Origin of the sequence: Pseudomonas sp., from assembly GCF_046581935.1 — a bacterium.
In the GTDB taxonomy this organism is placed as follows: domain Bacteria; phylum Pseudomonadota; class Gammaproteobacteria; order Pseudomonadales; family Pseudomonadaceae; genus Aquipseudomonas.
On record NZ_JAYGFK010000019.1, the window covers coordinates 254473 to 272779 of the forward strand.

The 18307-nt window shown below is 59.5% G+C and carries 24 protein-coding genes; 6 read left to right on the plus strand and 18 right to left on the minus strand.

All coding sequences use genetic code 11. The annotated features are described in order from the left end of the window. Positions 1 to 548: 548 nt before the first annotated feature. Positions 549 to 2009: an AAA family ATPase gene (locus VCA57_RS18020; RefSeq protein ID WP_411186438.1), complete on the plus strand. Its 1461-nt coding sequence runs from the start codon at positions 549 to 551 to the stop codon at positions 2007 to 2009. Beyond that, positions 2006 to 2875, plus strand: a complete 870-nt coding sequence (locus VCA57_RS18025; RefSeq protein WP_411186439.1) for an HNH endonuclease — start codon at positions 2006 to 2008, stop codon at positions 2873 to 2875. The genes VCA57_RS18020 and VCA57_RS18025 overlap by 4 nt, the downstream gene beginning before the upstream one ends. Positions 2876 to 3044: 169 nt before the next feature. Here VCA57_RS18025 and VCA57_RS18030 read toward each other — a convergent pair whose 3' ends face one another. From VCA57_RS18030 to VCA57_RS18055, 6 genes are read right to left on the minus strand one after another with little or no spacing between them, the layout of a single operon-like run. Further along, on the minus strand, positions 3045 to 3602 hold the full coding sequence (locus VCA57_RS18030) for a hypothetical protein (RefSeq protein WP_411186440.1): 558 nt from the start codon (positions 3600 to 3602) through the stop codon (positions 3045 to 3047). Then, a complete protein-coding gene (locus tag VCA57_RS18035; protein ID WP_411186441.1) occupies positions 3593 to 4717 on the minus strand; it encodes a beta-ketoacyl synthase N-terminal-like domain-containing protein in 1125 nt (374 codons plus the stop codon). The genes VCA57_RS18030 and VCA57_RS18035 overlap by 10 nt, the downstream gene beginning before the upstream one ends. Further along, on the minus strand, positions 4714 to 4980 hold the full coding sequence (locus VCA57_RS18040; protein ID WP_411186442.1) for an acyl carrier protein: 267 nt from the start codon (positions 4978 to 4980) through the stop codon (positions 4714 to 4716). The genes VCA57_RS18035 and VCA57_RS18040 overlap by 4 nt, the downstream gene beginning before the upstream one ends. After that, on the minus strand, positions 4962 to 6149 hold the full coding sequence (locus VCA57_RS18045) for an ABC transporter permease (protein WP_411186443.1): 1188 nt from the start codon (positions 6147 to 6149) through the stop codon (positions 4962 to 4964). The genes VCA57_RS18040 and VCA57_RS18045 overlap by 19 nt, the downstream gene beginning before the upstream one ends. After that, the gene (locus VCA57_RS18050; RefSeq protein WP_411186444.1) at positions 6146 to 7030 is read right to left on the minus strand and encodes an ABC transporter ATP-binding protein; all 885 of its coding nucleotides are present in this window, start codon (positions 7028 to 7030) and stop codon (positions 6146 to 6148) included. The genes VCA57_RS18045 and VCA57_RS18050 overlap by 4 nt, the downstream gene beginning before the upstream one ends. After that, positions 7023 to 7430 (minus strand): beta-hydroxyacyl-ACP dehydratase, encoded by a 408-nt coding sequence (locus tag VCA57_RS18055; protein WP_411186445.1) that lies wholly within the window; start codon positions 7428 to 7430, stop codon positions 7023 to 7025. The genes VCA57_RS18050 and VCA57_RS18055 overlap by 8 nt, the downstream gene beginning before the upstream one ends. 100 nt (positions 7431 to 7530) lie before the next feature. On the opposite strand from VCA57_RS18055, the gene VCA57_RS18060 reads away from it, so the two are divergent. After that, entirely contained in the window at positions 7531 to 8085 is a 555-nt protein-coding gene (locus tag VCA57_RS18060) for a methyltransferase family protein (protein WP_411186446.1), read from the plus strand. A 4-nt stretch (positions 8086 to 8089) separates the two neighbouring features. Here VCA57_RS18060 and VCA57_RS18065 read toward each other — a convergent pair whose 3' ends face one another. Beyond that, the gene (locus VCA57_RS18065) at positions 8090 to 8524 is read right to left on the minus strand and encodes a hypothetical protein (protein WP_411186447.1); all 435 of its coding nucleotides are present in this window, start codon (positions 8522 to 8524) and stop codon (positions 8090 to 8092) included. Between the two features lie 113 nt (positions 8525 to 8637). Here VCA57_RS18065 and pip point away from each other — a divergent pair, with 113 nt between their 5' ends. Continuing rightward, entirely contained in the window at positions 8638 to 9609 is a 972-nt protein-coding gene (pip, locus tag VCA57_RS18070) for a prolyl aminopeptidase (RefSeq protein ID WP_411186448.1), read from the plus strand. Further along, a complete protein-coding gene (dtd, locus tag VCA57_RS18075; protein WP_411186449.1) occupies positions 9606 to 10043 on the plus strand; it encodes a D-aminoacyl-tRNA deacylase in 438 nt (145 codons plus the stop codon). The genes pip and dtd overlap by 4 nt, the downstream gene beginning before the upstream one ends. Here dtd and VCA57_RS18080 read toward each other — a convergent pair. Both VCA57_RS18080 and VCA57_RS18085 read right to left on the minus strand, forming a co-directional pair. Continuing rightward, on the minus strand, positions 10040 to 10627 hold the full coding sequence (locus VCA57_RS18080; protein WP_411186450.1) for a 2-hydroxychromene-2-carboxylate isomerase: 588 nt from the start codon (positions 10625 to 10627) through the stop codon (positions 10040 to 10042). The genes dtd and VCA57_RS18080 overlap by 4 nt on opposite strands. A 111-nt stretch (positions 10628 to 10738) precedes the next feature. Further along, the gene (locus VCA57_RS18085) at positions 10739 to 11467 is read right to left on the minus strand and encodes an SDR family oxidoreductase (RefSeq protein WP_411186451.1); all 729 of its coding nucleotides are present in this window, start codon (positions 11465 to 11467) and stop codon (positions 10739 to 10741) included. Between the two features lie 102 nt (positions 11468 to 11569). Here VCA57_RS18085 and VCA57_RS18090 point away from each other — a divergent pair, with 102 nt between their 5' ends. Next, positions 11570 to 12064 (plus strand): winged helix-turn-helix transcriptional regulator, encoded by a 495-nt coding sequence (locus tag VCA57_RS18090; RefSeq protein WP_411186452.1) that lies wholly within the window; start codon positions 11570 to 11572, stop codon positions 12062 to 12064. Positions 12065 to 12144: 80 nt separating this feature from the next. Here the strand turns inward: VCA57_RS18090 and VCA57_RS18095 are convergent, their stop codons facing one another. The 9 genes from VCA57_RS18095 to ubiE form a co-directional block, all read right to left on the minus strand. Next, positions 12145 to 12852 carry a 16S rRNA (uracil(1498)-N(3))-methyltransferase gene (locus VCA57_RS18095; RefSeq protein ID WP_411186453.1) on the minus strand — a complete coding sequence of 236 codons (708 nt, stop codon included), beginning with the start codon at positions 12850 to 12852 and terminating at the stop codon, positions 12145 to 12147. After that, on the minus strand, positions 12849 to 13652 hold the full coding sequence (tatC, locus tag VCA57_RS18100) for a twin-arginine translocase subunit TatC (RefSeq protein ID WP_411186454.1): 804 nt from the start codon (positions 13650 to 13652) through the stop codon (positions 12849 to 12851). Before tatC ends, VCA57_RS18095 begins: the two co-directional genes overlap by 4 nt. Next, a complete protein-coding gene (tatB, locus tag VCA57_RS18105) occupies positions 13649 to 14005 on the minus strand; it encodes a Sec-independent protein translocase protein TatB (protein ID WP_411186455.1) in 357 nt (118 codons plus the stop codon). The genes tatC and tatB overlap by 4 nt, the downstream gene beginning before the upstream one ends. 3 nt (positions 14006 to 14008) lie before the next feature. Further along, entirely contained in the window at positions 14009 to 14239 is a 231-nt protein-coding gene (tatA, locus tag VCA57_RS18110; protein WP_411186456.1) for a twin-arginine translocase TatA/TatE family subunit, read from the minus strand. Positions 14240 to 14267: 28 nt separating this feature from the next. Beyond that, the gene (locus VCA57_RS18115; RefSeq protein WP_411186486.1) at positions 14268 to 14600 is read right to left on the minus strand and encodes a phosphoribosyl-ATP diphosphatase; all 333 of its coding nucleotides are present in this window, start codon (positions 14598 to 14600) and stop codon (positions 14268 to 14270) included. 7 nt (positions 14601 to 14607) lie between these two features. Continuing rightward, positions 14608 to 15009: a phosphoribosyl-AMP cyclohydrolase gene (gene hisI / locus VCA57_RS18120; protein WP_411186457.1), complete on the minus strand. Its 402-nt coding sequence runs from the start codon at positions 15007 to 15009 to the stop codon at positions 14608 to 14610. 231 nt (positions 15010 to 15240) lie between these two features. Further along, entirely contained in the window at positions 15241 to 16830 is a 1590-nt protein-coding gene (ubiB, locus tag VCA57_RS18125) for a ubiquinone biosynthesis regulatory protein kinase UbiB (RefSeq protein WP_411186458.1), read from the minus strand. Next, complete coding sequence (locus tag VCA57_RS18130; RefSeq protein ID WP_411186459.1) at positions 16827 to 17444, minus strand: SCP2 domain-containing protein; 618 nt, start codon at positions 17442 to 17444, stop codon at positions 16827 to 16829. The genes ubiB and VCA57_RS18130 overlap by 4 nt, the downstream gene beginning before the upstream one ends. Continuing rightward, positions 17444 to 18214 carry a bifunctional demethylmenaquinone methyltransferase/2-methoxy-6-polyprenyl-1,4-benzoquinol methylase UbiE gene (ubiE, locus tag VCA57_RS18135; RefSeq protein WP_411186460.1) on the minus strand — a complete coding sequence of 257 codons (771 nt, stop codon included), beginning with the start codon at positions 18212 to 18214 and terminating at the stop codon, positions 17444 to 17446. Before ubiE ends, VCA57_RS18130 begins: the two co-directional genes overlap by 1 nt. Between the last annotated feature and the right edge of the window lie 93 nt (positions 18215 to 18307).

The window sequence follows — 18307 nt, forward strand, 5'->3', positions numbered from 1 at the left end:
GCCCGGATTAGTCAGGTTTTTTGCAGCAGTAGCCCGGATGAAATCCGGGGCAGCTAGCCAGCACTCCCGGATTGCATCCGGGCTACAGGCTGGCGCCGACCTGCCTGGGTAATTGCACAGACTTACCCACTCACTTGCATTCGACCTGACCAGTCATTTACATCGGATTTCGACCGGTATGCTTCGTGGCCTTGACTGGCAGAGAGCGAACTAAGGCTGTCGGTGGTGACGGGCTCAAAACGGCCAAGAGCGGTCATTGAGTATCTACCGATGCCGGGGCGATTCATTGTTTACTTATGCGCCGCTGCCATTTTTGTCCTAAGGCGCTCGTGACTGGCTCCACGTAGCCTGCCAGGGGCTGTACGATGAGTATGTCTGGGTACGTGTGAGGTCGCGGTTACGATCAGGCCGCGAGGCCCTTCAACCAAGGAATAGGTTCAACGCCAGTGTTTACAGTAATTCGCCCTGGGCAATCGCTTCCCAATCAAGGCCGCTCACAAGCGTATCTAGTCTGCGACAACTGGGACGACTGGTTCTCGTATCGAACGATGTTCACTCTGTTCGTGTTTGACGGCGCGGGCGTCCGCCATAGGCCTGGCTCAGTGAAAATTGGGGAAGTGGGATTGGTCGGAGGCCCTGGCGGCCCAGAGACCCCAAAAGGGATACGCTTTCCAACGCTTCCTGACCACTTCAGCCAACTCGAATCATCGGTGCACTTTTCACTGGGCCAGGACGAGGACTACTACGAAACACTGACAAGTCTTTCCCACGGACTTGGTGTGGCGGTGCTTAAGGCGCTTTGTGACTGCGCCTACGATCTAGACATTTTTCGGCGCCACAAGGCAGAAAATGTCATGTCCACGTCCCTGTTGCGATCTGTCCGCGAGGCGGCGGTTCTCAACCGGTTGCATCGGCTCGCTCATGGCAATCCGATACTGACCAAGTTCGAGTTCCAGTTCATGTTTCCGCCCGCTCCACTGGGTGAAAACGAAATTCCACGCGTCCCACCGATCATGCACTTCAATGTGATCCCCAACTCGGAGCCGCCAACAAACCTCCATGTGCTCATTGGCCGTAATGGCGTGGGGAAGACGCGCTGCATCCAAAGCATCATTAATACGATTCTAGAAAGAGATAGCGAAACGGCTCCTCGCGGGCAATTGATGCGTCTAGGGGAAAATAGTGATGAGTGGGCTTTTTCCCGCTTGGTTTCCGTGTCATTCAGTGCATTCGACAGTTTTGAGCTCCCACCCATTGGCCAGCAGCGCACTGCAGCCACGTTTGTCGGTCTTCGAACGCAGCGACAAGTCGATGGGAAGATGCTTGACGAGCTCAAGACGCCTGACGCACTGGCTAAAGACTTTGTGGATAGCTTGGATGTGTGTCGCAGTGGGCCCCGAAGAGATCGCTGGTTACGAGCGATTCAAACGCTTTCCACTGATCCACTTTTCCGGGATACAGGCGTGGAAACCTTGGTCGAGCAGGATTTCGATTGGCAAAATCGAGCTTTCCGTTTTTTCAAGTTGCTCAGCTCAGGGCATGCGATCGTACTACTGACGACCACGCGTCTGGTTGAACTAGTCGATGAGCAGACACTAGTTGTGCTTGATGAGCCCGAAGGGCATTTACACCCCCCTTTGTTATCGGCATTCATCCGTACCATCGCAGACTTGCTGGTCGCAAGGAACGGATTTGCGTTGATATCGACCCACTCTCCAGTTGTGCTGCAGGAAGTGCCTAGAAGCTGCGTTTGGATGCTGCGACGCGAGAAAACGCTGGCCGCTGTAGAGCGGCCACCTATCGAAACCTTTGGGGAAAGCGCAGGGATTCTTACCCGAGCGGTCTTTGGGTTGGAAGTCACGAACTCCGGATTCCATCAACTGGTAACGGCGGTCTCGAACCAGCCAGGAACTTCGTATGAAGCTGTTGAGCAGCACTTCGGCGGACAGCTGGGAGCGGAGGCGCAGGCGCTGGCCCGAGGGTTAGTCATCAGGCGTAACAATCCATGATCCGTTTACCGCTACCAACCTTCGATGTGGCCGAAGCCGTGCAAGTGTGTGCGTCCGGCATCACGATAGCGGAGAGGGCTCAGGCGCTGTTAGATGCCTTGCCGGTCATTCAGCATACTGAGACGGCGTATCGTGAGCTTGCTCCGCACGGACGGCTCTACGAAATGCAGGGCAGCGATCAGGTTACACCTGATCTGGACGGGGCCCTGATGGGCGTCATCTATAAGTCGCATTTTGCGCGAAGCAACTCGCCATCGAGGAAGCTCTATGAACTTATAAAAATGGCGCCGGAGTTCGGCATCTGTCCGCTATGCAGCCAGCGTGTCGTCGCTACGGTCGATCACTACCTGCCTCAGAAGCATTTCCCCGCGCTTAATCTCACCCCGGTGAACCTGATTCCAGCTTGTTCGGACTGCAACAAGCGAAAGCTGGCGATGGTGGCTACGAGCGCAGAAGATCAAACGTTGCACCCTTACTATGACGATCTGGGGCGTGATCGTTGGTTATTCGTCGAAGTGCTTCCCTCATCACCACCAACGGTGGAGTTTAAAGTCCGAGCTCCAGTTGCATGGGGCTACGTCCTTGCCGCGCGTGTGACTCATCACTTCGGGCTTATGGGGCTAGCAGAGTTGTACGCTGCTCAAGCAGCTAGTGAGCTCGCTGATGTTTCTTTCTTCATGGAGGAACTTGGCGCGGCAGCAGGGGCGCTTGGGGTCTATCAGCAACTCGACCAGCAGTTCAGAACGCGCTACGCACGTGATCGTAACTCATGGAAAACCGCGCTTTATGAAGGGTTGCGCGATTCAGAGTGGTTTTGTGCTGAAGGGTATCGGTTGATTCGCCCAAGAGAGAGATGGCCTGAGTGACTGCTTTTGGCCGTTTTCTGCCGGTCGCCACTGCGCCGTATGTAGCTCAAGTCGCAATGCATACGCCTAGTCAGCTGGATAGCAATTGACTTGTCAGTGGGTGTGCAGATGGGGGGCAAATGAGTGCAATTTCGCAGTCTGCCAGCTCATGGTCTTGGGCTTTGCAGGCTTACAGCGTGATTCGCTGCACCTGAGTGCCGGCGCTTAGCTCGGTAAAGTCGTTGGCGTAAGCCCCGGCTATCGCGCCTTCCAGCAGCACCGCCTGCACGCAGAAATCCCCGTGCTCATCACAGACCAGCAACAGTGCTTGCTCGATCAAACCATCTTGTAGATCCAGATTGGCCAGTGCCTGTAGTTGCGGCCAGACCTGTTCGCCTGCGCCGATAAACAGATTCGGCCCTTCAATGCCTAGCTGTTGTGCGATATGGAAGCCGGCGGCATTGCTCACGCTGTTCACAAACTCGAAAGGCTTGGGTTGCTTGTGCTGCACGCACACGGCCTCCAGCAGCGCGCCCATGGTGGCCCGCGCTGGGTGTGCGGAGGCCAGGTACAGGCCGCAGTTACTGCGTACATGCGGTTTCAGCGGCGCGGCGGCCAGCAGGCACTGCAGAATCAAGCGGTCAATACGCCGGGGCGGGCTCTCTAGCCATTGGCTCAAGGCCGCCTTTAATTGCTTGTCGTTGGTGCTGGTCAGTCCGTGGACTTCGCAAGCGGCGATTACCGGCATGCTGTGTCTCCCTGTGCGCAGCCCTGCAAAATCAGGCTGGCATTATTGCCACCAAAGCCGAAAAAGTTGGTTAGCAGCAGGCTGTCTGTTGCCAGGTGCTGCGGTTCAGAACTCAGTGGCAGCATGGCGTCGTTGGCGTAGGCCACGCCGGGTAACTGGCCGTTTTGCAGGCTTTTCAGCAGCAGCAGGCTTTCACTTAACCCGCAGGCACCCAGGGTATGACCGAGCCAGGGTTTTAGCAGGCACAGGGCTGGCATTTGCTCGCCATACAGCAGGCGCATGCCGTTGCTTTCTGCCTCATCATTGGCACTGGTGGCGGTGCCGTGTAGTTTCACCAGATCAATCGTTTCGGCTGTGCAGCCGGCGCTGCGCAGTGCCTGCTGCATGACCCAATGGATATGGCTGCCATCTTCGCGGGTGGTGGTCAGGCTGCTGGTGTCACAAGCACTGAAACCGCCGAGCAGGCGGCCCAGGGGCGCGTCACCTGGCTCGCGGGTAAGTAGAGCCGCCGCATAGGCCTCACCGAGGATCAGACCGTCGCGCTCGGGGTGAAAAGGCCGGTACTGGCCACTGGGACTGCTCAGCATCAGCGCGCCGAAGCCCTGCATGGCGATGGCGCTGGGTGTTTCGAAACTCAGCACAATAGCGCGCGCGTACTGGCCACTGTTGACCAGTCGGGCTGCGTAGAGCAAGCCGTTGGCGGCACTGGTGCAGGCGGTGTTGAGGGTGAAGGCCGTGGCAAAGCCCCAGCGCTGGCGCAGTTGGTTGGCGAGCAGGTCCAGTGACGTCGAGTCGTGTGGCTGAAAACCGTTCTGCTGGCTGGTCAGTGCTTCCAGTTCGCTGATATCCAGGCAGGTACTGGCGACGATCAGCAGGCAGTCATCCAGTGCTTGGGGCTGCTGGCCTAGGGTTTCTGCAATCAGCCGATCCAGGCGCTGCGCCAAGCTTTCACCGGTGCGTGTGGCGTACAGGTAATGGCGTGGTTCATGCACTTCATGCAGCAAGAAGGCTTCGGCTGTTGCGGGCCGGCCAGCTTGCAGGGCCAGCGCCGCGCTGTGCAGGTCGTCGCCCAGCGCGCAGTGCAATGCAGCGCGTTGCAGGTATACCGGGGTCACTGCTGCTGCCTGATATACGCGGCAATGCTGGCGATGCTAGCGAGAATGCGTCGACCATCCTTGGCGCCTTCAATACGCACACCATAGTGCTGCTGCAGAGCGAGGGAGACCTGCAAGGCATCCAGGCTGTCCATGGCGATACGGCTTTTGCCGCCGAACAGCGGTTCGTCATCGCTGATGCTTTGCCAGTCGATATCGTCTTCCTTGTCGCACTCGCGAATCAGCAGTTGTTTGAGTTGTTGTTCTAGTAGTGAGTGGTCCATTGCGTGCGCTGTACTCGTCGGGTGAACAGAAGCAGCCCGGCCACGCCGCATACGGCTGCAAACAGCAGCAGGCGGGCGCAGTAGGGGGCGATGTCGACCAGTGAGCCGTGGCCCACCAGTAGGCTGAGAAAGGCGTCCAGCGCCCAGCTCATGGGAGAGATTTCTGCCAGTTGGGCCATGGCGGCTGGCATGACGCTTTTCGGCACCATGATCCCGCCGATGGCCGCCAGCAGGATATTGATGCCGCCGCCGAGCAGCAGCGCCTGTTCGCTGCTACGGGCCAATGCGGCGAGCAGCAAGCCCAGGCTGCAGGTGGCCAGGGCGATGCTGATGGCCAATAGCGGGTAGGCCATGGCGCTGCCAGGCAGGCTGAGTGCCGGCAGGCCAAGCAGCGGCAGGCCGTAGACGCCGATAGCCAGCAACAGCGCAAATTGCAGCAGGTTGATCGCCAGGTATGGCAGCAGCTTGCTCAGCACCAGTGTGCCGAGGTTCAGGCCCAGGCAGCGCAGGCGCAGCAGGGTGCCGCTCTGTTGTTCACGCTGGAAGCCGCCAGCCATGGGCAGTACGACAAAGAACATGCCGAAAATCAGCCAGGCCGGAACACTCAGTTGAGTGGCATTGGCGCGGCCGCTGAGGTCGCCGCTGGCCAGTTGTTCGTGCTCGTCGATCTGGCTTTGGGTGCGCTGTTGCACCAGTTTCAGGCGCTCTGCGCGACTGAGCTCGGCGTCGATTACGCCGCTGTCTTCCAGGTAAGCCAGTAGCCGGGTTTGCGCCAAGGCGATGCTTAACGCGCTGTGCAGGCGCTGGCGCGAGAGTTTGTCGAACTGAGCTGGGAAGCTCAGGCTGGGGCCATGGTGCGGGCTGTCTAGCAGCGTATCGGCAAAATCATCGGGCAAGCGCACGCGCGCCAAGTGCTCGTCGCTGCTGGCGAGTAGCTGGCTGCCTGGTAGCTGTGCCTGTAAGGCGTCGTGGAAGAACTGCTCGGCATCGTCATTCTGCTGCCGTTCCAGCACCAGGCGCAGTGCCGGTGGTTTGTCCTGCATATAGCTGGACATGGCACCGGCCATCAGCAGTAGAAACAGCGTCGGCATGATAAACAACACGGCCAGCGCATGCGGGTCGCGCAACAGCAACAGCGCTTCCTTGCGTATCAGCGCCCAGAGCCTCATAGCTGGCCGCCGTTAAGGCGCAGGTAGAACTGCTCCAGTGAGGGACGGCCGAAGCGCAGCAGGTTGGGCAAGCCATCCTGGGCGGCAATAAACTGGGTAATCGCAAGCAACTGCTGGCCGTTTAGCGCGGCGATGCGCAGGCCCTTGGGCAGTACGTCGGCAGTGAGTTGCAGCTCAGCCAGCAGTTCATTAATGCCCACTGGCGGTGCGTCTGGCCACTCCAGTAACAGACCATGCTGGTCACCGAGCAGTTGGCGCTTGTCTAGGTCCAGACGCACCTGACCTTCGTGCAGCAGCAGAATACGCTGGGCGACCCGCTCGACTTCTTCCAGGTAGTGGCTGGTGTAGATAACCGCCTTGCCCTCGGCCGTAAGTTGTTCGACTGCGCTCAGCAACTGCTGGCGACTCGCGGCGTCGACGCCCACGGTGGCCTCGTCGAATAGATAGAGGTCAGCCGGTTGCAGCAAGCCGATGGCGAAGTTCAAGCGCCGTTGCTCACCGCCCGAAAGCTGCTCGCTGCGGCGGGTCAGTTTGTCTTCCAGGGCGCAGATGTCGATGCACTGCTGCAGGCGCTGGCGGCGTTCCGCGCCACGCAGGCGATACAGGTCGGCAAACAATTCAAGGTTCTCACCCACCTTGAGTCCGGCATAAAAGGCCAGTTGTTGCGGCACCAGGCCTAAGCTGGGCTTGCCGTTCCAGCGCAGTTCACCCTGTTGCAGAGCTAATACGCCGCTAAGCAGCGACAGCAGGGTGGTTTTGCCGGCACCGTTGCTGCCGAGCAGGCCGAGGCATTCGCCGGCCTGAAGCTGCAGGTTGATGTCCTGCAGCGCCGCGCGGTTGGCTCCTGGGTAATGATGGGCGACGTGGCGAAGCTCAAGCATGGATCAGTACCAGCAGCAGTTTGCCGTCGAGCAGCAGGCCTTGTTCACTGTGGATGCTGAAAGCATAGAGTGCGCCGGCCGGGCTCAGCGCCTCCTGATTGGCGTTAACCCGCAGTGTGCCGCTGCGTTGCGTCGGCTCATGGTGCAACTGCAGTTGTGAGAGCTTGCCGACCAAGGCCATTTCAATGGCACTGCTATCGCCATATAAGGCACCATGCGCGGCGCACAATTGTGCGGCCGCCTCAAATAGCAGGCAGGCTGAGGCATCTGGACCGAAAGTGTCTAGATAGTGCCAAGCGCTAAGGCCCGTGATGCTCTGTTCGCTGTGCTCAAGGAGCGCATCGAGCCAGAGGGCTGGACCTTGGTGCGGCAGCAAACTGTGCAGTTGAGAGCGATCCATTGCGGTGGCCGAGAAAAACAGGCCGGCAGTGTAACAGAGGGCCTGCAGGTCTCGCAGCGCCTGGCTTTGACGGTTTATCGGACGGAGTGGAGGCAAGCTTATGGCGTGGTTGCAGGTGGTGGCTTTGGTGTTGGGGACGCTGACGTTGTTGGCGCTGTCCTGGCAGGCGCTACAGCGGCCGAAGTCCCATGGCTTCTACCGCTTCTTCGCCTGGGAAGCGATTCTGGCGCTGTTGGTGCTCAACGGCCCGGTTTGGTTTGTCGACCGCTTTGCCCTGCACCAACGCCTGTCCTGGGCGCTGCTATTTGCTTCTTTGCTGCTGCTGGTTGCCGGCATCCATCAGCTGCGGCGCATGGGCCGCCCGGATGGGCAGCGTACGGATGCCGAGTTGTTCGCCTTTGAGCGCACGTCACAGTTGGTGACCAGCGGCATTTTTCGCGTTATCCGCCACCCGTTGTACGCCTCGCTGCTGTTGCTGGCCTGGGGCGTGGCCTGCAAACAACCGGGTGGTGTGAGCTGGAGCCTGGCGCTGTTAGCCAGCCTGGCGCTGTGGCTGACTGCCAAGCGCGATGAGGCCGAATGCCTGCAGCAGTTCGGTGCGGCGTACCGTGACTATATGCAGCGCAGCAAGATGTTTATCCCCTGGCTGTTCTAAAACCCTATAGCCAGCTCAGGCGCGCGAGCTTCCATTCATCGTCTTCCAGCCACCACTCCATTTTCACGGTGTAATGGCGGGCGCTATCAGGGATCAGGTTTTCGGCACCGACCAACGCGACCTGGGCTTCGGTGTGGCCTTTGTCGCGGTAGGTGTCATTGACGTGGCTGGTTTTGCTCAGGGCCAGTACCTTGATGTTCTTGTGCCGCATAAACAGCAACAGCATGGTGCGCTGTGCCCAAGCACGATCAAACTCTTGTTGGGCCGAGAATTGCGGGTGCAGTTGCTCAAGTACCGCGCTGGTGTTCTTTGCTTCCAGGTTGTCTTGCAGCTGTTGTACGGCCGCTTCTAAGGCTGCCTGTGGGTCGTTGTTGCCACCGCAGCCAGCGACCAGGGCGCAAAAGCCCAGGAAAACCAAGGCAAATATCCGTGTTGGCATGTTCAACTCCTGTTTCATGGTTATGATGCCGGCAGAGCGTTAAATGCCAGCGGTTATTTTGCACAGACTGTCAACGCTAGCCACGTTTTATCAGGTCCAGTCAGGAGTACGCCATGCAGACCTTGTATCCGGAGATTAAACCCTACGCCCGTCATGAGCTGGCGGTGCAGGCACCGCACGTGCTGTATGTCGACGAAAGCGGTTCGCCGGATGGCTTGCCCGTGGTGTTTATCCATGGCGGACCAGGTGCCGGATGCGACGCCGCCAGCCGGCGTTATTTCGACCCCAACCTGTACCGCATCGTTACCTTCGATCAGCGCGGCTGCGGCCGCTCCACGCCCCACGCGAGTCTGGAGAACAACACCACTCAGGCGCTGATTGCCGACATGGAGGTGATTCGCGAGCAGCTGGGTATCGATAAATGGGTGCTGTTCGGCGGCTCCTGGGGTTCGACGCTGGCCCTGGCCTACGCCCAAGCCCATCCGCAGCGGGTGCATGGTTTGATCCTACGCGGCATATTCCTGTGCCGGCCGCAGGAGTTCGACTGGTTCTATCAGGAAGGTGCCAGCCGGATGTTCCCCGATTACTGGGAGGATTACCTCGCACCGATCCCGGCAGAAGAACGCGGCAATCTGATGCAGGCGTTCTACAAACGTCTGACTGGTCCTGATCAGATCGCCCAGATGCATGCCGCCAAGGCCTGGTCGACCTGGGAAGGCCGCACCGCGACGTTGCGCCCGAATCCGCAGGTGGTCGACCGCTTTACCGACAGTCATCGCGCGCTGTCGATTGCCCGTATCGAATGCCATTACTTCGTCAACAACGCCTTCCTCAAGGCCGATCAACTGCTGCACGACATGCCGAAGATTGCCCATCTGCCGGGGGTGATCGTGCATGGCCGCTATGACGTGATTTGCCCGCTGGATAATGCCTGGGCGCTGCATAAAGCCTGGCCGAATAGCGAGTTGCAGATTATTCGCGATGCCGGTCATTCGGCCGCGGAGAATGGCATCACCGACGCCCTGGTACGTGCGGCTGATGAGCTGGCGCGACGCTTGTTGAACATGGCTCCTGACGAAGCATGAAGGCGCTGATTCAACGCGCGTGCAGTGCCCGAGTTGAAGTGGCCGGGCAGGTGGTCGGGGCGATTGACCAGGGTTTGTTAGTGCTGGTGGGGATCGAGCCGCAGGATACGCCGGCCAGCGTCGAGAAAATCCTGCATAAGCTGCTCAACTACCGCGTGTTTAGTGATGCTGACGGCAAGATGAACCTGTCGCTCAGCGATGTCGCCGGCGGCCTCCTGCTGGTCTCGCAGTTCACTTTGGCCGCCAACACCAAAAGCGGTTTGCGCCCGAGCTTCTCCAGTGCCGCGCCACCGGCGCTGGGGGCCGAGCTATTCGACCTGCTGGTAACGCAGGCCCGCGCCAAGCACCCGCAGGTTGCCACGGGGCAGTTCGGTGCTGATATGCAGGTGCACCTGATCAATGACGGGCCGGTGACCTTTCTGCTGGAAAGCTAGCGCGCCAGGGCTTCGGCGACGAAGTCGAGGCGATCCTGGCCGAAGTGCATTTCATCGCCGATAAAGAAAGTCGGTGCGCCAAACACGCCGCGCTTGATGGCTTCTTCGGTGGTGCTCTTCAGGCGGTCCTTGACCGCTTCATCGCTGACCAGGCGTTCGAATTCGGCCAGCTCGAAACCAGCAGCGCTGAGCACCTCGGCGACCACTTCGGCCTTGCCGAGGTTCTTCTGTTGCACCCATAGCGCTTCGAAGATGGTTTTCACGTAATGCTCGAAGCGGTCGCTGTTTGCATAGCCGGCCGCACCGCGCATCAGCGTCAGGGTGTTGATCGGGAAGTGCGGGTTGAAGGCCATCGGCACGCCATAACGGCTGGCGCAGCGCGCTAGATCCTGCAGCATCCAGCGCCCCTTGCTGGGGATCATTACGGGCGACTGGTTACCGGTGGCCTTGAATACGCCACCCAGCAGCATCGGCCGCCAGGCCAGCTGTGCGCCGGCCTTGTGGACAATTTGCGGCAGTTGAGTCCAGGCCAGGTAGCTGGCCGGGCTGCCGAAATCGAAAAAGAATTCAACGGTCTTATTCATTGTGTGTCCTTTGCTCAGGTTCAGCCCGTAGCTCGGATGCAATCCGGGAATAATGTAGATCGTGGCTGCAACTTCCCGGATTGCCTCCGGCTAGCCGTTGGCCGCGCATGGTTAGAAGGTTTCAGACCATGGGCGCAGATCCAATTCATGCACCCAGCAGTCGCGTGGCTGGCAGTGGATCTGCCAGTAGGTCTCGGCAATGTGCTCTGGGTTGAGAATGCCGTCCTGGTCCTTGAGTTGGTATAGCTCAGGGAAGTTGTCACGAATAAATGCTGTATCGATGGCCCCATCAATAATCGGGTGGGCGACATGAATGCCCTGTGGGCCGAGCTCGCGGGCCATGCTCTGGGCTAGGGCACGCAGGGCGAACTTGGCGCTGGCAAAGGCAGAAAAATTCGCCCGGCCGCGCAGCGAGGCGGTGGCACCGGTAAAGATGATCGTACCGTGCCCGCGCGGCAGCATGGTTTTGGCTGCTTCGCGGCCGGTGAGGAAGCCTGCCAGCGCTGCCATTTCCCAGACCTTACGGTAGACCCGCTCGGTGGTTTCGGTGATGGAAAACTGCACATTTGCGCCGATGTTGAACACTACCGCGTGCAGCGCGCCAACCTCGCGTTCGATGGTAGTGAACATCTCAATAACCTGTTCCTCCACCCGTGCATCACAAGCAAAGGCGCGGGCGCTGCCGCCGGCGGTTTCGATCTCGCTCACCAGTTGCGTCAGCTTATCGGCATTGCGCCGCGCTACGCAGGCTACGTAGCCCTCGCGGGCAAAGCGTTTGGCGATGGCACCGCCGGTGGCGTCACCGGCACCCACCACGAGGATTGCTTTGCGTTCGGTCATTGTTGTTCTCCGAGAGTTCTGTTTTGGAACCTTGCTTGATAGTCAGTTCCATTTTGGAACCTGTCAAGCTATGGTGAGCAATCGCCACATGGAGGCTGAGCAATGCGTTGGGAAGATCTTGAGCAGCAGCCCTGCTCTCTGGCTCGCACTTTATCGGTTGTCGGCGACCGCTGGACGCTATTGGTTCTGCGTGAGAGCTTTCTTGGTATTCGCCGCTTCGATGAATTTGAGAAGCGCCTGGGGATTACTCGGCATGTGTTGGCCGACCGCCTGAAAAAATTGTTGCAGAGTGGGGTGCTGAACAAGGTGGCCTATCAGCAGCGGCCACTGCGCGAGGAATACCGGCTGACGAGTAAGGGGCGCGATCTGTATCCGGCAATTCTGGCCCTGGTGAATTGGGGCGACCGGCATATGAGTGGACCTGAAGGCGCACCAATTCGGCATATCCACCACTCCTGCGGGCAGCCGATGCATGGCGTGCTGGTGTGCTCCGACTGTGGTGAGCCGCTTGAGCCGAGGGATGTGCAGCTGGAGGAGGCGCCTGCGCTCAAGGGCCAGTTATTGCCTGCGCATTGGCACGAAAAGCAGGCTTTGTAGGGTGGGTGACGTTTTTCCCATCCACCATCGCGACGTGGTGGATGGATACGGCGCCATCCACCCGGGTCAGGGATGTTTGGTTAAAACAATCGCGCCAGCAAGGCGCTGACCGCTGTTTCCACCCGCAGAATCCGCGCGCCAAGTTGCACCGGTTGCAGGCCAGCCTGCTGCAGTTTTTCCACTTCGTAGGGAATCCAGCCGCCTTCTGGGCCAATGGCCAACGTCACCGCCTGTTCGACAGCCCGTGGGCAGGCCGGGAAGTCGCCGGGATGGCCGACCAGACCCAGCGTGCCGGTAGCGATACTGGGCAGGTGGTCTTCGACAAATGGCTTGAAGCGCTTCTCGATAATCACCTCGGGCAACACGGTATCGCGTGCTTGCTCCAAGCCGAGAATCAGCTGTTCGCGAATCACCGCGGGTTCGAGGAACGGCGTCTGCCAGAAGCTTTTTTCCACCCGGTAGCTGTTCAGCAAAATTAGCCTGGGCACGCCCATGGTGCTGATGGTTTGCAGTACGCGGCGGAGCATCTTTGGGCGTGGCAGGGCGAGCAGGAGGGTGATGGGCAGTTTGCTCGGTGGCGGTTGATCGAGTTGTACCGTCAGTTCGGCTTGCTCGGCATCCAGGCGCAGCAGCTGTCCGTTACCCATCAGGCCATTCAGTTGGCCAACCCGTAGGCTGTCACCCACTTCGGCGCGGTGTACCTCAAGCAGGTGCTTGAGGCGGCGGCCGCTGAGCAGCACGCGGTCGGCGGCGATAAAGTCGCCGTCTTCCAGGAGCAGCAGGTTCACTGTTGGGCAGCAGGCGGTTGGTCGTTGGGCGTGTCTTCGTTCTCGGTTTGCGCCTCATCTTCGTGTTCGCTACGGCGTTTCACCAGTGCGCCAAACAGCAAGCCAGTTTCGAACAGCATCCACATGGGTACTGCCAGCAGGGTTTGCGAGAACACATCCGGTGGGGTGAGGACCATGCCGACGATAAAGCAGCCAACCACCACATAAGGACGACTTTTACGCAGCGTGGCAACATCGACTAAACCCACCCAGATCAGCAGGAAAGTGGCAATCGGGATCTCGAATGCTACGCCGAAGGCAAAGAACAGAGTCAGTACGAAATCCAGGTACTGACCGATGTCGGTCATCATCTCCACGCCTTCCGGGGTCACGCTGGCGAAGAAGCCGAACATGATCGGAAATACCACAAAGTAGGCGAAGGCCATGCCGCCGTAGAACAGCAGGATGCTGGACACCAGCAGCGGTACGGCAATGCGCTTCTCATGCTTATACAGCCCCGGGGCGATAAAGCCCCAGATCTGGTGCAGGATGATCGGGATGGCAAGAAACAGCGCCACCATAAGGGTCAGCTTGAATGGCGTGAGGAACGGCGAAGCCACGCCAGTGGCAATCATCGTTGCGCCAGCGGGCAGATAGGCGCGCAGCGGCGCAGCAACCAGCGCGTAGATGTCCTGGGAGAAGTAGAACAGCCCGGCAAACAGCAGAAATATCGCCGCGACAATGCGCAGCAAGCGTGTACGCAGTTCGGTCAGGTGGGAGACCAGGGGCATTTCCTGGTCGCTGTCCGGTCGTTGGCTCATGGTTGCGGGCTTTTATCCTGGGGAGTACTGATTTCAGCTGTGGTTGCTGGTTCTGCGGTCGCCGGCGTGGCAGGTTTTGCCTCGCTGGCGCTGCTAAGCGGTGCCTTGAGGCTCTGCTTCATTGCATTCATTTCGCGTTCAAGGTCGAGAATTTGCTCGTTATGCAGCTGCCGACGAATTTCGTCCGCGCCAATCTCGCGTTCGACCTCGGCCTTGATCGCGCTGAAGCTGCGCTTGATCCGGCCGATCCACAAACCAGCTGTGCGCACAGCGCCCGGCAGTCGATCCGGCCCGAGCACGAGCAAGGCGACGACGCCGACCAGCAGTAGCTCGGTGAAACCAATATCGAACATGGCTTAGTCTTTTTTCGCGGGTTCTTCGACCTTGCGCGCCTGGGCGTCGATGGTCTGCCCTTTGGGTTCTTCCACGGCAGGCTTGTCGTCTTCAGTGCCCATGGACTTTTTGAAACCCTTGATCGCATCGCCCAGGTCAGAACCCAGGCCTTTGAGGCGCTTGGTGCCGAACAGCATGACGACGATCAAGAGGACGATCAGAAGTTGCCAGATGCTAATGCCACCGAATCCCATGACGCGTACTCCGTAGGTAAGAGGGTTATTAGTTTTGTGAGCGCGCAGCTTTTTCTGCGTGGCCGGAGAGGCCGAAACGCCGATCCAGCTCGTCCAGTACGGCCTGCGGATGCTGACCGAGGGCGGCGAGCATAACCAGGCTGTGGAACCACAGGTCGGCGGTTTCGCCGATCAGGTCGCTGCAGTCACCGCTGACGGCGGCGTCTTTGGCGGCGAGGATGGTTTCTATCGATTCCTCACCGACCTTTTCCAGAATCTTGTTCAAGCCTTTGTGATACAGGCTGGCGACATAGGAGCTGTCGGCGCTCGCGCCTTTGCGCGACTCCAGCACTTCGGCGAGGCGGCTGAGGGTTTCGGTCATGCCTGTGTCACTCATGTTTGTGTCCTGCGGCGTAGATAGCGTGCGGGTCTTTGATCACCGCATCGACGGTTTTCCAGGTACCGTCTGCAAACACCCGATAGAAGCAGCTTTCGCGGCCGGTATGGCAGGCGATGCCGCCCAGTTGCTCGACCAGCATGATGATCACGTCGGCATCGCAATCCAGGCGCAGTTCGTGCAGTTTTTGCACGTGCCCGGACTCTTCACCCTTGCGCCAGAGCTTGCCGCGCGAGCGCGACCAGTAGATGGCGCGTTGTTCGGCGGCAGTCAGCGCCAGGGCTTCCCGGTTCATCCAGGCCATCATCAACACGCGGCCGGTTTTGTGGTCCTGAGCGATTGCCGGCACCAGGCCGTCGCTGTTCCAGTTAATTTCGTCGAGCCAGTCAGTCATTGCTTTATCCGCCCGTACCGGGCTGCTTGATTCAGAAAGCTAGGAGCCTGTCGGGCTTTACCGTTCGTAGCGAGGGAAAGTCCGGGTTGAGTCAGTTTTGTTGGTCTTTCGAGGCGAATAGCGAGCTATTTAACGAGAAAGAGCAGTAAAAATGACCAAGTCCGGCTTTTCCGCAGTAGGACAGCGTTAAGTTCGACAGGCTCCTAGTGTGCCAGCGTGCACCCAATGTGGCTATCGACGCAGCACCAGATAGATGCCGGCGCCGACCATTAGCCAGCTCGGCCAAACGATCAGACTCAATGCGAGACCTTGGCTGGCGGCTGCGCCGATCAGCGCGGCACCGAGCAGGCGTGCTGGCCATTGGCGGCTAATTGCCGGCGCTTGCTGGCTTTTGTTGGGCTGCTGGTTGAGGCGCTCCAGGGTTTCCCGGGCAATTTGCGACAGGTGCGGCACCTGCTCAGCCTGCAGTTGCAGGTTGCGCAGCAGTTGCAGTGGGCTAACCCGTTCACGCATCCAGCGCTCAAGGAACGGCTGCGCGGTGCTCCACAGGTCGAGGTCCGGGTACAGCTGGCGGCCCAGCCCTTCGATGTTGAGCAGGGTTTTCTGCAGCAGCACCAGCTGCGGCTGAACTTCCATATTGAAACGTCGCGCAGTCTGGAACAGGCGCAGCAGCACCTGGCCAAAGGAGATGTCCTTCAGCGGTTTCTCGAAGATCGGCTCGCACACCGTGCGGATCGCTGCTTCGAAATCATTGATTTTGGTTTCTGCCGGCACCCAACCAGAGTCGATATGCAACTGCGCCACACGACGGTAGTCGCGCTTGAAGAAGGCCAGCAGGTTACGCGCCAAGTAGTCCTGATCTTCCGCGGTGAGGCTGCCGATAATGCCGCAGTCGATGGCGATGTACTGCGGGTTCCATGGCGTGCGCGTGCTGACGAAGATATTGCCGGGGTGCATGTCGGCGTGAAAGAAGCTGTCGCGAAACACCTGAGTGAAGAAAATCTCTACGCCGCGCTCGGCCAGCAGCTTCATATCAGTACGCTGGTCGGCCAGGGTTTCCAGGTCGGTGACCTGGATGCCGTAGATGCGCTCCATCACCAGCACTTTCGGCCGGCACAGATCCCAGTAAACCTGCGGCACATAGAGCAGTGGCGAGCCTTCGAAGTTGCGCCGTAGCTGGCTGGAGTTGGCAGCCTCGCGCAACAGGTCGAGTTCGTCGTAAATGGTTTTCTCGTAATCACTGACCACTTCCACCGGGCGCAGGCGGCGAGCATCGGCGGATGATTTTTCGGCTATTTTGGCCAGCAGAAACAGCCAGGCAATATCCTGCTCAATCACCGGTTTCAGGCCCGGGCGAATCACTTTTACCACGACTTCTTCGCCGCTTTTCAGCTGCGCGGCGTGCACCTGGGCGACGGAGGCCGAGGCCAGTGGCTGAGTGTCAAAGCGAGCAAATACCTCGCCGACCTTGGCGCCTAGCTGTGACTCGATCAGCGCCAGTGCCTTGGCCGGGTCGAAGGGCGGCACTTGATCTTGCAGCTTGGCCAGCTCATCAGCGATATCCGGCGGCAGCAGGTCGCGGCGGGTGGAAAGCAGTTGGCCGAACTTGATGAAGATCGGCCCCAGCTCTTCCAATGCTAAGCGCAGGCGTGCGCCGCGCGACAAGTCCAGCGTGCGCCGTGGCAGCCAGCGCCAAGGTAGAACAAAACGCAACGCGCGCAGCCAAATGGGCAGCGGCAGGTTGAACAGCAGGTCATCCAGTTGGTAGCGGATAACCACGCGCTGGATGCGTAGCAGACGACGGACGGCAAGCAGCTTCATGCGGTGGGCTTATGTTTTTGGGCAAGGCGCTCAATGCGGGCATCGAGACGGTCGAGTGACAGTTTGAGGCTGTCGAGTTCGGTAAAGCGGGCATCGGCTTCACGTTTGCCGACCAGGCTGCGGGACTCTTCGCTGAGGTAGTCGGCTAGGTTCAAACGCAGGCTCTCAAGAGTCTGACCAGTCCAGCTTACGCGGCTGCGCAGATGGCCGCCGAGTAATTGACTGCCGACTGGACCGAGCCAGCGCGACAGTTCGTACTCCCAGTCCAGTTCCAGGTCCTGCAAGATGCCAGCGAGTTCCAGCAGCACGGCGCTGTCGCCGTCCAAGCTGACTTCCGGGCTGTGCAAGATGCTGGTCTTGTCCTTGCTGGTGGCCAGGCGCAACAGGCTGGCGGCAGGCGCGCGCAGTTGGCAATCCGTCTCTCCGGCCCATTGCGCGGCCAGTTGCAGGCCGCTGGCGCTGGGCAATATGAACAGCTGCAGATTTGGTGCGGCGCATTCGACGGCAATCACCCGACCACTTAACCGCGCCAGGCGTGGCAGTGCCGTGCTGTCCATGGCCAGCACACGATTGAGGCCGAGTTCGACCCCGGCGAGCAGTCCGGTGAGGAGCATCAGGGTTTAATGCCGCGATGCAGGGCGACAATGCCGCCGGTCATGTTGTGGTAGGTCACGCGTTCAAAGCCGGCTTCAACCATCATTGCCTTGAGAGTGTCCTGATCTGGGTGCATGCGGATCGACTCGGCCAGGTAACGGTAGCTCTCGGCATCGTTGGTGATCAGCTTGCCAGCCAACGGCATGAACTTGAATGAGTAGGCGTCGTAGAACTTCGACAGCAGCGGGCTGGACGGTTTAGAGAACTCCAGAATCAGCAGGCGGCCGCCGGGCTTGAGTACGCGCAACATCGAGCGGATGGCGTCTTCTTTGTGCGTCACGTTACGCAGGCCGAAGGCGATGGTGACCACATCGAAGTGGTTGTCCGGGAACGGCAGTTTCTCCGCATCGGCCTGGACGAAGCTGACATTACCGGCCACACCTTTGTCGAGCAGGCGATCACGGCCGACACGCAGCATCGACTCGTTGATATCGGCCAGCACCACTTCGCCGGTTGGGCCAACCAGACTGGAGAATTTACGGGTCAGATCGCCGGTGCCGCCAGCGATATCCAGCACGCGGTTACCACTGCGCACGCCAGACAGTTCGATGGTGAAGCGCTTCCACAGGCGGTGCATGCCGCCCGAAAGCACATCGTTCATCAGGTCGTACTTAGCGGCCACCGAATGGAACACTTCGGCGACTTTGTCGGCCTTCTGGCTTTCCGGCACGCTCTGGAAGCCAAAGTGTGTGGTGGGTTCGCTGTCACTGCTGTTGCGCGGATCGTTCATCGTGCCCTTTCCTAAAACAGAGAGGCTGCATATAAATTGGCGCTCATTCTAAACCCAAAAAGCCCCGCTGGGTTTGAGCCGTGCACGGCAACG

Bases quoted from the DNA above. Each gene is read 5' to 3' on its own strand.
- VCA57_RS18055 (WP_411186445.1), bottom strand. From the start codon at position 7,430: ATGGATCGCTCTCAACTGCACAGTTTGCTGCCGCACCAAGGTCCAGCC.
- tatC (WP_411186454.1), bottom strand. From the start codon at position 13,652: ATGAGCCAACGACCGGACAGCGACCAGGAAATGCCCCTGGTCTCCCAC.
- VCA57_RS18045 (WP_411186443.1), bottom strand. From the start codon at position 6,149: ATGAGGCTCTGGGCGCTGATACGCAAGGAAGCGCTGTTGCTGTTGCGC.
- dtd (WP_411186449.1), top strand. From the start codon at position 9,606: ATGAAGGCGCTGATTCAACGCGCGTGCAGTGCCCGAGTTGAAGTGGCC.
- hisI (WP_411186457.1), bottom strand. From the start codon at position 15,009: ATGACTGACTGGCTCGACGAAATTAACTGGAACAGCGACGGCCTGGTG.
- VCA57_RS18065 (WP_411186447.1), bottom strand. From the start codon at position 8,524: ATGCCAACACGGATATTTGCCTTGGTTTTCCTGGGCTTTTGCGCCCTG.
- pip (WP_411186448.1), top strand. From the start codon at position 8,638: ATGCAGACCTTGTATCCGGAGATTAAACCCTACGCCCGTCATGAGCTG.
- ubiB (WP_411186458.1), bottom strand. From the start codon at position 16,830: ATGAAGCTGCTTGCCGTCCGTCGTCTGCTACGCATCCAGCGCGTGGTT.
- VCA57_RS18115 (WP_411186486.1), bottom strand. From the start codon at position 14,600: ATGACCGAAACCCTCAGCCGCCTCGCCGAAGTGCTGGAGTCGCGCAAA.
- VCA57_RS18130 (WP_411186459.1), bottom strand. From the start codon at position 17,444: ATGCTCCTCACCGGACTGCTCGCCGGGGTCGAACTCGGCCTCAATCGT.
- VCA57_RS18025 (WP_411186439.1), top strand. From the start codon at position 2,006: ATGATCCGTTTACCGCTACCAACCTTCGATGTGGCCGAAGCCGTGCAA.
- ubiE (WP_411186460.1), bottom strand. From the start codon at position 18,214: ATGAACGATCCGCGCAACAGCAGTGACAGCGAACCCACCACACACTTT.
- VCA57_RS18040 (WP_411186442.1), bottom strand. From the start codon at position 4,980: ATGGACCACTCACTACTAGAACAACAACTCAAACAACTGCTGATTCGC.
- VCA57_RS18060 (WP_411186446.1), top strand. From the start codon at position 7,531: ATGGCGTGGTTGCAGGTGGTGGCTTTGGTGTTGGGGACGCTGACGTTG.
- VCA57_RS18020 (WP_411186438.1), top strand. From the start codon at position 549: ATGTTCACTCTGTTCGTGTTTGACGGCGCGGGCGTCCGCCATAGGCCT.
- tatA (WP_411186456.1), bottom strand. From the start codon at position 14,239: ATGGGATTCGGTGGCATTAGCATCTGGCAACTTCTGATCGTCCTCTTG.
- VCA57_RS18080 (WP_411186450.1), bottom strand. From the start codon at position 10,627: ATGAATAAGACCGTTGAATTCTTTTTCGATTTCGGCAGCCCGGCCAGC.
- VCA57_RS18030 (WP_411186440.1), bottom strand. From the start codon at position 3,602: ATGCCGGTAATCGCCGCTTGCGAAGTCCACGGACTGACCAGCACCAAC.
- VCA57_RS18085 (WP_411186451.1), bottom strand. From the start codon at position 11,467: ATGACCGAACGCAAAGCAATCCTCGTGGTGGGTGCCGGTGACGCCACC.
- VCA57_RS18090 (WP_411186452.1), top strand. From the start codon at position 11,570: ATGCGTTGGGAAGATCTTGAGCAGCAGCCCTGCTCTCTGGCTCGCACT.
- VCA57_RS18050 (WP_411186444.1), bottom strand. From the start codon at position 7,030: ATGCTTGAGCTTCGCCACGTCGCCCATCATTACCCAGGAGCCAACCGC.
- tatB (WP_411186455.1), bottom strand. From the start codon at position 14,005: ATGTTCGATATTGGTTTCACCGAGCTACTGCTGGTCGGCGTCGTCGCC.